The 13,252-nt window shown below is 47.2% G+C and carries 14 protein-coding genes; 10 read left to right on the top strand and 4 right to left on the bottom strand.

Annotated elements, in window-relative coordinates:
* Positions 1–157 precede the first annotated feature (157 nt).
* Complete coding sequence (cyoE, locus tag I2H74_RS18575; RefSeq protein WP_195575739.1) at positions 158–1,084, top strand: heme o synthase; 927 nt, start codon at positions 158–160, stop codon at positions 1,082–1,084.
* A gap of 26 nt (positions 1,085–1,110) precedes the next feature.
* A complete protein-coding gene (locus I2H74_RS18580) occupies positions 1,111–1,722 on the top strand; it encodes an SCO family protein (RefSeq protein WP_195575740.1) in 612 nt (203 codons plus the stop codon).
* A 17-nt stretch (positions 1,723–1,739) separates the two neighbouring features.
* Here I2H74_RS18580 and I2H74_RS18585 read toward each other — a convergent pair whose 3' ends face one another.
* The 3 genes from I2H74_RS18585 to I2H74_RS18595 form a co-directional block, all read right to left on the bottom strand.
* A complete protein-coding gene (locus I2H74_RS18585) occupies positions 1,740–2,090 on the bottom strand; it encodes a toprim domain-containing protein (RefSeq protein WP_195575741.1) in 351 nt (116 codons plus the stop codon).
* Positions 2,091–2,222: 132 nt separating this feature from the next.
* Positions 2,223–2,360 (bottom strand): sporulation protein YjcZ, encoded by a 138-nt coding sequence (locus I2H74_RS18590; RefSeq protein WP_195575742.1) that lies wholly within the window; start codon positions 2,358–2,360, stop codon positions 2,223–2,225.
* Positions 2,361–2,519: 159 nt separating this feature from the next.
* Positions 2,520–3,716 carry an MFS transporter gene (locus I2H74_RS18595; protein WP_195575743.1) on the bottom strand — a complete coding sequence of 399 codons (1,197 nt, stop codon included), beginning with the start codon at positions 3,714–3,716 and terminating at the stop codon, positions 2,520–2,522.
* A 150-nt stretch (positions 3,717–3,866) separates the two neighbouring features.
* On the opposite strand from I2H74_RS18595, the gene I2H74_RS18600 reads away from it, so the two are divergent.
* From I2H74_RS18600 to I2H74_RS18610, 3 genes are all read left to right on the top strand, one after another.
* Positions 3,867–4,301: an ATPase gene (locus I2H74_RS18600; RefSeq protein ID WP_195575744.1), complete on the top strand. Its 435-nt coding sequence runs from the start codon at positions 3,867–3,869 to the stop codon at positions 4,299–4,301.
* Positions 4,302–4,408: 107 nt separating this feature from the next.
* Positions 4,409–5,482: a transglutaminase domain-containing protein gene (locus I2H74_RS18605; protein WP_229106834.1), complete on the top strand. Its 1,074-nt coding sequence runs from the start codon at positions 4,409–4,411 to the stop codon at positions 5,480–5,482.
* A gap of 105 nt (positions 5,483–5,587) precedes the next feature.
* The gene (locus tag I2H74_RS18610; RefSeq protein ID WP_195575745.1) at positions 5,588–7,642 is read left to right on the top strand and encodes a peptidoglycan D,D-transpeptidase FtsI family protein; all 2,055 of its coding nucleotides are present in this window, start codon (positions 5,588–5,590) and stop codon (positions 7,640–7,642) included.
* 145 nt (positions 7,643–7,787) lie between these two features.
* Here I2H74_RS18610 and I2H74_RS18620 read toward each other — a convergent pair whose 3' ends face one another.
* The gene (locus tag I2H74_RS18620) at positions 7,788–8,366 is read right to left on the bottom strand and encodes a helix-turn-helix domain-containing protein (RefSeq protein WP_195575747.1); all 579 of its coding nucleotides are present in this window, start codon (positions 8,364–8,366) and stop codon (positions 7,788–7,790) included.
* Between the two features lie 149 nt (positions 8,367–8,515).
* Between I2H74_RS18620 and I2H74_RS18625 the strand changes: the two genes are divergently transcribed.
* The 5 genes from I2H74_RS18625 (at position 8,516) to I2H74_RS18645 (ending at position 13,250) form a co-directional block, all read left to right on the top strand.
* Positions 8,516–9,226 (top strand): AzlC family ABC transporter permease, encoded by a 711-nt coding sequence (locus I2H74_RS18625; protein WP_195575748.1) that lies wholly within the window; start codon positions 8,516–8,518, stop codon positions 9,224–9,226.
* Positions 9,223–9,543 (top strand): AzlD domain-containing protein, encoded by a 321-nt coding sequence (locus tag I2H74_RS18630; protein WP_195575749.1) that lies wholly within the window; start codon positions 9,223–9,225, stop codon positions 9,541–9,543. The genes I2H74_RS18625 and I2H74_RS18630 overlap by 4 nt, the downstream gene beginning before the upstream one ends.
* A 737-nt stretch (positions 9,544–10,280) precedes the next feature.
* Positions 10,281–11,015, top strand: coding sequence for a Cof-type HAD-IIB family hydrolase (locus I2H74_RS18635; RefSeq protein WP_195575750.1), 735 nt, complete (start codon positions 10,281–10,283; stop codon positions 11,013–11,015).
* A 116-nt stretch (positions 11,016–11,131) separates the two neighbouring features.
* The gene (locus I2H74_RS18640; RefSeq protein ID WP_195575834.1) at positions 11,132–11,563 is read left to right on the top strand and encodes a DUF456 domain-containing protein; all 432 of its coding nucleotides are present in this window, start codon (positions 11,132–11,134) and stop codon (positions 11,561–11,563) included.
* 49 nt (positions 11,564–11,612) lie between these two features.
* Positions 11,613–13,250, top strand: a complete 1,638-nt coding sequence (locus tag I2H74_RS18645) for a putative polysaccharide biosynthesis protein (RefSeq protein ID WP_195575835.1) — start codon at positions 11,613–11,615, stop codon at positions 13,248–13,250.
* The last annotated feature ends 2 nt before the right edge of the window (positions 13,251–13,252 follow it).

Raw genomic sequence — 13,252 nt, forward strand, 5'->3', positions numbered from 1 at the left:
GTTCATAAAAAATAGTCATCTAATTGTCAAATTCATGAACGATTGATGTGGAGATTGTCACAGCTTAACGATATTTGCTATGATGAAACTGCGGTAAGTAATACAATCGTTTTTAAAGCTACTTACCTGTGTGAAACAACAAGGGGGCACGGTGCTAGTGGACAAATCAGTAACTTATCGGACCTCTTCCGATTCCGTGTTGACTCCAGGGCCAATACGAGTCGGATTATGGAAAGAATTTATTCAATTAGCGAAGCCTGGCATCATTCGTTCCAATCTTATGGCCACCTTCGCCGGATTCTGGGTAGCTGCCCGTTGGGATATCCCTTGGCTTACGCTGTTATGGGTACTATTAGGCACAACATTAGTGATGGCTTCATCTTGCGTTTTCAATAACTATTTTGATCGAGATTTCGATATGAAGATGGAAAGAACACGTAACAGAGCCTTGCCAACAGGACGCTTGAAGCCTTCGACGGTATTAAGCTATGCGATTATCTTAGGGGTGATCGGGACAGCGGTCCTATTCTTCCTCGTTAACACGCTGGCAGGAATATTCGGCCTTGTCGGGATGTTCGTGTACGTGGTTGTGTACACGCTATGGCTGAAGCGTACTTCGACGTGGAGTACCTCGGTTGGAGCGATCTCAGGAGCTATGCCGCCAGTGATTGGTTATGTAGCGGTTACTCAGCAGGTGGACTTGGCCGCTTGGCTCTTGTTTGCGCTGCTATTCCTGTGGCAGCCGCCGCACTTCTGGGCGCTTGGCATTCGTCGAGTAGAGGAATACCGGGCAGCCGGCTATCCGCTGCTTCCTGTGGTAAAGGGCATTAAACGCACAAAGTGGCAGATGATTCCATATGTGCTGCTCATGCTGCCATTGCCATGGCTGTTCTATGCGTACAATTACTCAGGACTTATTTATGGCGTTCTAGGCACAGTTATTAACGCAGCCTGGTTGTATATTTGCATTGCAGGACTGTGGGCGGAAGATGACGAGAAGTGGGCAAAGAAAAACTTTATTATGTCTGTGAATGTTCTAATGCTTCATGTTATCGTGCTCGTGGCGAACACGATCAGCGGATAACGGAATCAACGGAGGGAGAATGATTCATGGTTTCATTTGCGAAGCGATATTCGCTGCAGATCTTTTTGTTCGCTTTAGTGCTGATCTTTGCCATAGCTGCAACTTGGATGTACTGGCCAAAGAAGCAGGAGCTGCCGATCGAGCGGAATGCACCTGCGTTTGCTATGGAGAATGTGGATGGAAAGACGGTTTCGCTTGAAGATACAAATGGAAAGGTTCGTTTGTTCTACTTCTTCTTCTCGCATTGCACAGATGTTTGTCCTCCAACGACCTATATGTTAAATGAGGTTCAGGATCTCTTGAAGGAGAAGGGGGTATTTGGAACAGAAGCCAACATTGTTTCCATTACCTTTGACCCTGAACGGGATACGAAAGAACGCTTAATGCAGTGGGCAACGGAGATGAATAAAGCAGATCTAAGCGGCTGGTACTTCTTGCGCGGAGATGAAAAGGAGACCGCGGAGCTGATGAAAGGCTTTGGTTCTGCCGTAATGAAGGACAATGATGGCAACTTCTCGCATACGAACTTGATCACGCTTGTGGATCAAGAGGGAAGAGTTCGCAAGTACTACAAAGCGAATGATCTGGAGATCACAGCAGACACGATTGCAGATGGCGTCATGACGCTTCTCCGATAACTTCACAGTGACTTTGCTTAAACAAGCGGGGTTGGATCAGGATACACAAGGTATTCTTCCAACCCCGCTTTTTCTAGCTGCTGAAGCATATATTCCTCAGGCGTTCCTTCTACTCCAGCATAGCCTCTGCGGGTGTAAATGTGCTCTGCATCAGGGAAAGTATCTCGGAGCACGCCTCGAATCCGTTTGCCTGAAGCGTCGTTATCCATAAATAAATAAACCGGTCTATTGCCGACCTCCTTGCGAAGGGACTCGGTCTTAGCGGTGTTTAAGGTGCCGTATGTACAAAGGATGCCTACCCGATCGTCAACGAGGCGCCGTAAGCGGCTGCGGTCATTTTTTCCTTCTACGATAATAATGATGTCCATGTGCTCACCTCGAAAGACATTTGATTATCCCTTAGTGTACCACAAGGCGCTTTGATCCTTGCAACAGCCAGATGGAAAAACGAACGGCTTGCTGTAACAGCAAGCCGCATGAGGAGAGAGCGAGATGACATATTAGAAGAATCCGAATCCTCCAGCACGAAGGATAATCACAAGAAGAATAAACAATACAAGGATAATTCCAGTTGTAGTTCCTAAGCCGCAACCACCAAAGCCAGGACCTACTCCGCATGGGTCAACGCAATGTGACATTCAATTCACCCCTCTTTCAAATCTCTAAATCGTGAGACACAATGTATACTATGTCGATCTGGGGGAATCGTACTGTGCATTTACCCAAAAAGTCCAAACTTAGGTATGCGCCTGTTTATTGATGCAAGCTGCACTCCTGGAAGCGAATAGGAATATTCCCTAGAAGGCCTTCGTATTTGGTATGGTCGGCGTGCGCAGTGCAGGCGGTGTGATCGCCTTTCTGGCTGGTATAAAGGTTACTGCGATCATCAGAACGAGAAAGGCAATAAAGAATGGCGAGACATAGGATCGAAGCTGCCCGGCAAGCATTGGCCCAATAAAAGAGCCGATAGATGAAGCAATCGACAGGTAGGAAAAGATTCGGCCGTACTTGACTCCGCCGCTTAGAATCAAGAGATGATGTGACAAAGCGGGGATGATGACTCCTTTTACCATACCGATCAGGAATAGCGTTACCACAAGCGGAACCGGCCAATGAACGGCTATCAAGAAGAACAATAGCGATAGAATGAAGGTGCCGATCCACGTTCTCGCATATGCGGGATAATCATTTAGAAACAGCATGCTGAGCGTGCAAAGCGCCCCCAAACTCACTGCTGTAAATAAGATGCCGGTATCCATCACACTTTGGAGCTGATTCCCGATAAACGGAAGCTCGAAAAATAAAATGCCTTGAGAACAGGAAATGGCAAGAGGCAAAGCATAGAAGCTCCAAGGTACCTGCGGCTTATCCAGCACGGGAGCTAGCTTGCCTGGGTCCGTAATAACTGGTGCTGAGCCATGCTGCTCGCTCGTTGAGGGTGCGGGCTGCGGCGGTGCTTTTATCATAAAGATAGCCATGAAGCCGATAAAGATAAGACCGATGCCTAAGGCTTGAAAGGCCATGGTGAATCCAATCTGTGATACGAGGTACGCTCCTGCTGCAGGAGAAACAACAGAGGCAAGCGTATGAATAAGGCCATTGCCTGCCATGAGCTTTCCTTGCTGTGTTTGAGACTTGGCATATCTGGCGAGCAGCGCAAGGCAGGCAGGCGATAAGAACGCAAGCACGAAGCCGCTGATTGATCGAATTACCAAGAGCTGCCACGGGTTAACGACATGCGCCTGAAAGACCATCAATACCCCGGCAGCGATCAAGCTGAGGACAATAAAGATTCTGCTGCCAAACCGATCAATACTGTAGCCTGCAATAATATTTCCAGGCAGATGAGTGAAGGAGTAAATGCCCATCATCAGTCCAATAAATGAGGGGGCTGCTCCCAACGAAACGGCGAAAGGGGTAAGGATTGGGTATTGGGCATGAAGATCAAAGAATGCGACAAACAAAAATAGGTAAAGCCAAACGACGGAACGCAAAATCGTCACCTCCAACATATGCTATGCTATACTTGTACGCTTTAATGGACGAACTTAGACCCTTTATAAATGGAAAGGTATTGTTACAATAGATTGGTCAATGCTGTATAATACGTTCTGAATGAGATAGAGAAAGGAAGATTGAGGCTTATGGATATGAATATGCTGTTTGAGTTTCTTCAGCAGAATTGGCTGATCTTTTTGATTGCGCTGATCATCTTGCTCGTGGTTATCAACGTGGTGAAGACGATGGTGAAGTGGGCGCTCGTGATTGTTATTGTGGCAGCCGTTGCGGTATACAGTGGCATCTCCTGGAATGACATCAATCAAGTCGTGACGACCGTGAAGGATGAGACAGTGCAGAAGCTTCAGGATCAAGCGTTGCAGGCGATGATTGATGAAGCAAAGAAAGCCACCTATGAAGTACAAGCAGACGGCTCCTTTATCATAAAGACAGACAATATTGAACTTAAAGGAACCGAGGGTTCAAGCAAGGTCGAGGTATCCTTCAAAGGCGTTTCCCTAGGGAAATGGGAGATTAATGACACCATCAAAACGTTTATGGATACTGCAAAACAGCGGTGATGAATATGCTTAGCTCATTGATTCAAGGCAATGTCGTCACACTTATTTTTGCATGTATTTTGATCGTGAACATATGGAGAGGGTTTAGGAGGGGCGGCACGGGTTCCATGCAGCACCTCTTTTTTACCATTATCGATGTCTTGCTAACGGTACTATCCCTCTATGTGTCATACCAAGCGGCTCAGGGGTTGTCCCCGATCGTTGCGGATTGGATAAAGGGCCTTGGCATTGCTTCTCCAGATGGTGAAATGTCGTGGTGGCAGAACTTATACTATACCGTGATCATTAGTATGCGAGATTTAGCTATGCTTCGATTTGCTGTTCTATTTCTGCTCTTGTACCTGCTGATACGTTCGGTTGCAGGCGGATTGGTGGGAGCGATCTTCTATCTGTGGTCTAATGAGAATAGCGGATCACCACGGCGAGTAAGAGAGCGTGGCAGCATACCTGCAATTGAGCGAGTATTGAGCCGAGTATTCGGCGTTGTGCTTGGTGCGATTACAGGCTGTTTGCGAATTCTGCTCGTAGTCGTCTTGCTGTTCGGTTTTGTTACTTTGAATCCAGGCTCCCCGATTAGTCGGCATATACAGCAGTCGAATGCCTATCAATTGGCTGCTGGCCAGGTGATTGAGCCTTTCGCAGGCGAGTGGGTGACTGAGAATCTCCCTGTGTTTACAGCAGAGGTCAAAAATCAGCTCACAACCTTAATGCAGCGCCGCTATGAAGTTATCGACATGCAGCTGCCTAAGGATATTGAGCTTGCTGCGAAGGAAGTGACCAAGGGCGCGGGAACTGACGAGAAGAAGGCGCGTCTCCTTTATGATTGGGTCGGAAGCCGAGTTACGTATGATTGGGACAAAGCTAACAACTATATCGAACAAGGCATTTGGAAGGAGCAGACACCGCAGGATACATTTGATACGAAAAAGGGAGTATGCATTGATTATGCGCGCTTGTATGCGCTGATGGCGCGTGCAGTGGGGCTCGAGGTTCGAGTAGTAACAGGACTAGGATATGACGGAAGAGGCGGCTATGGACCTCATGCTTGGAATACCGTCAACATCGACGGCAAAGGCTGGATTCCGCTTGACGCCACATGGGCAAGTACGGGGGATTGGTTTAATCCACCAAACTTTGATTCGACGCATATCCCTGATCAAAAGGCTGCTTCAGACACTTAAAAAGGTTACAAAGGATGCCTTTGAGCCTCAAGTTCCGTTATGCTAAACTAAGACTTGGGGAAAGGCAAGACTTTAGAATGTTACGCAAGAAAGGAAGAAGCAGCTTTGAATCACTCGAACTCCGATGATCCACAGAAAAGTGAAATCACGAAGAGACGTCATTTTTCATTTCGACTTAATGGCTTTTTCTTCTTTACGTTTGTTGTATTTACCGTGTTGATCGTTCGTTTGGCGATCCTGCAGTTTGTTGAAGGGCCGACGATGAAGGATGCTGAGCTTCGACTAAGCTATAAGGACAATCCGATTGCTCCGATGCGCGGTACGATCTATGATGCTTCAGGGAAGACAAGAATCGCTTACTCGACCTCTACGCAGTCCTTATATTTCAATATGGATAAGAACTATTCTACCGAGACGAACCGAGCTGAAGCGCTGGCTATGGCCGAGAAGCTTGAAGAGATATTCAAGGAGTATGGCGACCCGAACGAGGAACAGCCAACGGCAGAAGTCATTAAGGATCGAATGGACCTTGATGCCAAGAAGAATTACAGCTGGACGCCGAGACTGATCAAAACGGGTCTGTCGAATAAAGAAGTGGCCTACTTCCTAGAGAATAAGCCTGAATTCAAGGCATTTGAGGTTGTAGAGGACAGTATTCGCAACTACGACGAAGATCAGGTTGCGGTTCAACTGGTTGGCTATTTGAACAAATTCAGTGGTGCTCGCAATAACTTGGACTATTATAAAAATCTTTATGAAAAGCGTAATGAGCTCCCGGAAGAAAAGCGGTATCTTGAAACAGAGGCCGTAGGAGCGGATGGACTTGAACTGATGTATCAAGAACAGCTTCGCGGGAAGAACGGCTCGAAGAAGGTGCCGGTCAATGTCGCAGGCCGAAGCATTGGACAGGTTGAGGTAACGAAGCCAGAGCGAGGCAATGATCTGTATCTGACCATTCATAAGTCCGTCCAAGAGAAGACGGAGAAGGCGATCATGGATCATTTGCAGAAGCTTCGCACGTCTTCTAATTCACTAGAATATGCGCCAAATGCACGATCAGGCTATGCTGTCGCGATGGAAGTCGATACAGGGAAAGTCGTAGCCATGGCAAGCATGCCGGATTATGATCCGAATGTATGGAAGAATGGATCCATCAGTCCGGAAGATTATGATGAAAGCTCCCTTTATATTACGAATGGCACCATCCGTGAGGCACCGGCTCCTTACAAGGATGATAAGGAAAGAGGGAAGCACCCTGGCTCTCTTGTCTATCTGGGTTCAACGATGAAGCCGCTGACAGTATTGATTGGCCTGCAAGAGAAGCTGTTTGGTCTTAACGAAACATACTTCGACCAAGGCTATGCAGAGTTTGGGCGCAAAGGCTATGAGACGAAGGTATGGAACTCTAGCCGTAAATACAATGGATATATCGATGCTGCGGAAGCGCTGCGTGTTTCCTCCAATGCCTTTATGGTTGACATGATCGGGAAGCAGCTGTACTCTCGCCCAGATGTCAATGGTGTTGAGGTATGGGATAAGTACATGGAGCAGTTTGGTCTTGGTGTACTGACAGGAAGCGGACTTCCACGTGAGATCGAAGGGAAAAAGGATTACTTGGCAGAAGCAGAGAATAACAATGCGCAGTCTGCGTTGGTATATGCTTCCTTTGGTCAGCTTGGTAAGTATACGACGCTTCAGCTCGCTCAATTTACCGCGACTCTTGCGAATCACGGCAAGCGCATGAAGCCTCAATTTGTCGATAAGATTGTCGATGCCGATGGCAATATTGTTCAAGACTATAAGCCTGAGGTATTGAACGAAATTAAATTTGATGATGCTTATTGGAATGTGATTGAGCGCGGAATGAGCAAGGTAACCGCGCATGGCTTTGAAGGCTTCCCGTACGACTTCATTCGTAAGACGGGTACGTCTCAGCAGAGCGTTGCCGGTAAGCTTGTAGAGAACGGGGTATTTATCGCTTATGCTCCAGCGGATAATCCAAAGCTAGCCGTTGCGGTTGTTGTGCCAGAGGGAGGTTACGGTTCCTTCAGTGCCGCACCAATTGCACGCCAAATCTTCGATGCGTATGATGAGGCAGTTGGACTCACAGGTACACCGCGCAAGCCAGCCAATGATCAAGCTGCGAATACGGAGGAATAATCGGAATAATCGTTAGCGAGACGAGAATGAATGAGATGATTGATCTCGTTGAATTGGCGGTATCTTGCCTCGCTTAGAGTAAAATAAAAGGACAGGTTCTCCATAACTAGGAGGATCTGTCCTTTTAGCTTTTTTCCCATAGTTGTTAAATCGAGTTCTTAGAGGTTGCTGCATTCGTATAGAGAATCGATACGGCAATCTCACATACCTCTTGTTGGGTGTTCTTATAAATGTGTCCCGTATCTGCGGAAAAGGAAATGGAATCTCCCTTTTCGAGCACACAGGTTTCCGGCCCAACCTCTAGCTCCATTGTACCGGTAAATACGGTGATGGATTCGATGACGCCAAGTCCATGAGGCTCCGATACATAGGCACAACCAGGATGAAGGCGCGCGCGGAACGTTTCAAGGGAAATGCCTGGCGCGGCATAGGTATTATGCGCTTCGAAGCGGTTGTGATCCTCTCGGAATAAGGGCTGATCCTCGGCCTTTAAGACCTTCAGAGAAGGATTCTCGAAGATGAATGCCGTTAACGGCACCTGCAAACCGGATGCGATCTTCCATAGAGTCGCTACGGTTGGATTGGATGTTCCTCTCTCGATCTGACCAAGCATAGGCTTGCTTACGCCCGTTAGTTCTGCCAGGTCGTCCAAGGTCATATTCAACTGCTGCCTATAGTGCCGTAAACGCTTACCGATGCGGTCCGAAATAAGGTCTTTCTCCATTTTTACCTCCATAAAAAGAAATGTGTCAAATATTAAACGCGAAACTTAAAGACTGTCTAAAAATTGCACGATTTGGATATTGAACTTACCTATAAATATGCTATATTATACTTTGGAAATTAACATAGCATATAAGGGAGAAGTCGCAGATGGCAGGCTATGCATCACCTAGAATATCAAAAGAACTCCCCATGGGGAAAGAGTTTATGCGAGCTGCGGCCGATGTTTTTCCGCTTGCACTCAGCGTATTTACGTATGGTTTAGCCTTTGGTGCGCTTGCGAACAACACCAATCATTTTACCATGCTGGAAACGGTTATGATGTCATTGTTCGTCTTCTCTGGAGCAGGTCAGTTTACGATCCTATCCTTGCTTCAGCAGGAAGCTACGCTTTGGACGATTGCAATCAGCACGTTTCTTATTAATGCCCGCTATCTGATCTACGGATTATCCCTAGGCAGAAGCCTGGAGCAATGCCATAGAGGGCATCTGCTATGGTTATGCCATGGTATTACGGACGAGAGTTATAGTGTAGGGACGATGGAGTCTGAACGCAGCAAGCTTGGCATGGGTTATCTGGCAGGCGCAGGCTTTGTGGTGCTCCTGTCTTGGACATTAAGCTCTGCAGCTGGCCATCAGCTTGGCGAGTTTATAGCAGATCCGTCTCGCTTTGGGCTGGATTTTGCCTTTACGGCGGCCTTTATCGGTCTACTCGTTGTGCTGCTGAAAACGAAAAGCCAATATGTAGCGGCAATTATTGCTTTGCTTGCATCAGCTGCTGCCTATCATTGGCTCGGTACATCCGGGGCAGTATTTGCCGGTGCCGCTTCTGCCTTCTTGGTTGGAGTGTACTCAAAATGATGTCCATTGGAATACTGATCGTTATTGTTGTGGCTGCGATCGCAACTTACCTAACGCGTTACCCGAGCATGGTGCTAAGCCGATATCTAAAGGTTTCACCAGCTGTGGAGAGAGGCTTTCGCTATATGCCGATCGGGGTGTTTGCAGCCTTGATTGCGCCATCGATCTTCTATCACCCAACTGTGAATGGGCAGATTGAGTGGGCATTCTACGCAGCTGTTGTCGTGGCTGTCGTGACGGCTTGGCTGACTAGAAGCGCGCTGTGGTCCATGCTTGCAGGCGTATTGATTATTGCTTTGCTTCGCATCCTTTTATAAAGTTAGGAATCATTCATACGATATGATAAATAGTTAAGCTTAATCCTTTGATAAGGATTAAGCTTTTTTGCTTTTGGTCGGAGTGCGGAATAAAGCAGTATCATGAAAACAAAGTTGATTTCGTTTATATTCTTGCGTGGGAGCGAATTAGCTGACTGGGCATGCAACCTGCAGGCGTGGGTTTTGTTTCTCGTGCGCCTAAAAGTTGCACAAAAGAAACATTATTGTATATATTGAAATTAAAGAGTGAGCCAAGTATGGGGCGCAAAGAACCTCAATTAGCCTTATATATCGGAAGTAGGTATGTTATGGCATTAACGGCCAATTCATTTATGATTCAACTAGGTTAATTGTCGATAACATTACAGGAGGTGCGAAACATGAAAAGATCGAGACGCTGGAAGGGGCCATTTAAACGATTAATCATGACGTTGATCTATTTTTAAGGTAAAGGAATTGCTTATGAGAAGAACATTAATGGAGATACCCAATTTATGGTTAACCCAACCAACCTCCCATATATAGAAGAAGCAGGCTGCGACCTTTGTGAATAAAGAGCGCTTCGCCTGCTTTATTTATGTTCTGGGCGATACCCATACAAGTTTATGCGACTTTTATAATATGCTCCGATGCTGTACAGGGATAAAGAGTGACGGCATTGCCCGCCTTGGTGGTAGGACAAGGCATATGGTACAATGTCGTTATGTGAAAATGGAATCCCGAACAGGAGTGGTGACATGAGTCGATATGCATTGCTGGCACTGGACATGGATGGTACGCTGCTGGATGATGAACAGCGTGTCAGTGATGAGAATAGAGAGGCGATACAAGAAGCGCAGCGTGCAGGCGTGACAGTCATTCTGTCTACTGGACGAGGCTTTGTAAACGCGGTTCCGTATGCGGACGAATTGGGACTAACGGGACCGATGGTTACGGTAAATGGAGGAGAAGTGTGGAAGACGCCTCATGACCTTCATGTCCGTCACTTGCTTGAGCGCAATCAGGTACAGCGCATGTATGAGATCACGCGAAAATATGATACATGGTTCTGGGCATACTCCACAAAGGGTATCTATAATCGTGATAAGTGGACGGCTGTTATTGAAGAGGAAGATTGGCTGAAGTTCGGCTATTACAATGAAGATGATGATATTCGCGGCAAGATCTTAGATGAGCTTCACACCATCGGGGGTCTTGAATTGACGAATTCTTCGCCCTATAATATCGAGATTAATCCATTAGGCATTCATAAGGCGACAGGCGTACAGACCGTATGTGACCTGCTTGGACTGAATATGAGCCAAGTGGTATCCGTTGGCGACAGTTTGAACGATCTGGCTGTTATTCAGCAGTCAGGGCTTGGTGCTGCAATGGGAAATGCGCAGGATAGGGTAAAAGAAGCAGCAAATATTGTGGTAGCAACCAATAATGAGCATGGTGTGGCAGAGCTGATTCGCAAATACATTCTTTAGGACAAGCAGCAGCTATAGGCGACAGCAGCAAGTGACTTTCCATGCCGGGGGAGGATGGATAATCCGTGTTAACGGTATTAGGTTGGATCCTGATTATTGCTTTATTTGTTGTAGGTATGGGTGGCGCTGTTTTTCCCATTCTTCCCGGAGCGCTCGCGATTTACGGCGCCTACTTTGTATATGGCTTGTTTTTTAGCTTTGAACCGTTTGGATTTTGGTTCTGGAGCATACAGACGCTTATCGTAGTCGTGCTCTTTGTTGCGGATTATGCCGTCAGCGCATGGGGCGTCAAGCGTTACGGCGGATCAAGGGGTTCAGTGATTGGAAGTACGATCGGGGTTATTTTAGGCCCTTTTGTCATTCCGGCATTCGGACTCTTAATTGGTCCGTTCCTTGGCGCGATGCTTGGCGAGGTGATATCCGGCTCCACTATTGAACGTTCCTTCAAGGCGGCGATCGGCGCGGTTGTCGGATTATTTACAAGCATGGTGACAAAGTTCATTCTGCAGCTTGTGATGATTGTGTTATTTGTTATATGGATTCTATAATCCACTTAGATGTTTTAGCCTGACGGGCTGAAGTGAAAGTAGGGGAAACATTTTGGCGAAGGAGTCATTTATTAAGGGAACGCTGATTATTGCAGCTGCGACCCTGGTCACACGGTTTTTAGGGCTGTTTCAGCGGGTTCCACTCGAGCATATGCTTGGCGCGGTGGGGAATGCCGCATTTGCGACCTCGCAGAATGTATATTTGCTTATTTTGGCGGTAGCGACAGCAGGTATACCGAGTACTTTGAGTAAAATGGTATCTGAGCGCTATGCGCTGAATCAGGTGTATGAAGCCGAGCGAATTTATCGTGCGGCGTTACTATTCGGATTAATATCGGGCTTTGTGGTCACCGTGCTTCTCGTACTGCTTGCGCCCGCTTATGGTGCCGTAAGCAAGCAGCCGGAAGCCGTGCTTGCGATTCGCTCCTTGGCTCCGGCTCTCTTGCTCTTCCCGATGCTTGCGATGATGCGCGGGTACACACAAGGGCGCAATATGATGCAGGCAAGCGGCGTCTCTCAGATTGTTGAGCAGATTCTGCGGGTTGTGACTGCCATTGGTCTTGCTTATGTATTGATGGCCACTGGACAAAATCAAGAGATCATCGCAGCAGGTGCTTCCTTTGGCGGCGTGCTTGGAAGTATTGGCGCATTCGCCGTTATGATCTATTACTTGCGCAAGCTTCGTCGAATGGACCGAGAAGCGGGAGTTCGTGCGAGAAGAGAAGGCCGAGAACACTTAAAGACGAGCAAGATCTTTGCTTCTATTTTTACGCTATCGATTCCGATTGTGCTTGCGTCTCTTGCAGTGCCAGTAGTCAACTTTGTTGACTCCACGATTACCGTTCCGCTGCTCTCTCCGGAAGTTGGCGAAGAAACAGCCAAATATTTGTACGGTATTTTGGGCCAGCGTGCGCAATCCATTGCGGGTATTCCGCCTATTCTGGCCATTGCCCTTAGCACATCGTTGATTCCAATTATCTCCTCTGCTTATGCGAAGCGAGATATGGATCATCTCAAGCGTCAGATTTCTCTTGCAATGAGAATCTCAGTTCTAAGCGGCATGCCTATCGTGCTTGCCCTTAGTGTTAGTGCTTATTCCGTTAACGGACTTATTTTTAGTACATTGGACGGTGCCGGCATTATTGCCATGCTGACGCTCGGAACGATCTTCCAGATTACGATGATGACGTCAAGTTCCATCCTGATTGGGCTTGGCAAGCCTGACATTGCGATGATCAGTGTGATATTGGGAATGATCATCAAGCTTGCAACGAGCTTCTTGTTTGCCCGTTTCTTTGGCATTTACGGTATTATCCTAGGAACAATGCTTAGCTTCCTGATCATCACTTACTTGAACCTAAGGGTGATGAAAAAAATCGTGCCTTTCGCCGTTATTGGCAAGCGCTGGCCGGGATTCATTCTTGCAACTGTGCTTGCAGGGGGCGTCGGCTACGGCATCGAATGGATTGGGGAATGGATTGCCAACCTGCCGGCTGTTCCGGACAAGATTGCCTTCTTCTTTACGGCAGGCATTGCAAGCTTGGTTGTCTTAATCGTTTTCTTGATGGGCCTTATTCTATTCCGTGTTATTAGAGAGAACGAGATGGGAAGCTACCCTCGTATGGTACAAAAAGCGCTTCGTCCGTTTATGAGACTGCAACGTCAGCGGACAGGCTTAAGAGGCTAATG

It is taken from the genome of Paenibacillus sp. 1001270B_150601_E10 (assembly GCF_015558675.1).
Taxonomy (GTDB): Bacteria; Bacillota; Bacilli; order Paenibacillales; family Paenibacillaceae; genus Paenibacillus_B.

What these genes read in the sequence shown, in the direction of transcription:
- I2H74_RS18580 (WP_195575740.1), top strand. Translation starts at nt 1,111, where the DNA reads ATGGTTTCATTTGCGAAGCGATATTCGCTGCAGATCTTTTTGTTCGCT.
- I2H74_RS18585 (WP_195575741.1), bottom strand. Translation starts at nt 2,090, where the DNA reads ATGGACATCATTATTATCGTAGAAGGAAAAAATGACCGCAGCCGCTTA.
- I2H74_RS18590 (WP_195575742.1), bottom strand. Translation starts at nt 2,360, where the DNA reads ATGTCACATTGCGTTGACCCATGCGGAGTAGGTCCTGGCTTTGGTGGT.
- I2H74_RS18600 (WP_195575744.1), top strand. Translation starts at nt 3,867, where the DNA reads ATGGATATGAATATGCTGTTTGAGTTTCTTCAGCAGAATTGGCTGATC.
- I2H74_RS18605 (WP_229106834.1), top strand. Translation starts at nt 4,409, where the DNA reads ATGCAGCACCTCTTTTTTACCATTATCGATGTCTTGCTAACGGTACTA.
- I2H74_RS18620 (WP_195575747.1), bottom strand. Translation starts at nt 8,366, where the DNA reads ATGGAGAAAGACCTTATTTCGGACCGCATCGGTAAGCGTTTACGGCAC.
- I2H74_RS18625 (WP_195575748.1), top strand. Translation starts at nt 8,516, where the DNA reads ATGGCAGGCTATGCATCACCTAGAATATCAAAAGAACTCCCCATGGGG.
- I2H74_RS18630 (WP_195575749.1), top strand. Translation starts at nt 9,223, where the DNA reads ATGATGTCCATTGGAATACTGATCGTTATTGTTGTGGCTGCGATCGCA.
- I2H74_RS18635 (WP_195575750.1), top strand. Translation starts at nt 10,281, where the DNA reads ATGAGTCGATATGCATTGCTGGCACTGGACATGGATGGTACGCTGCTG.
- I2H74_RS18640 (WP_195575834.1), top strand. Translation starts at nt 11,132, where the DNA reads ATGGGTGGCGCTGTTTTTCCCATTCTTCCCGGAGCGCTCGCGATTTAC.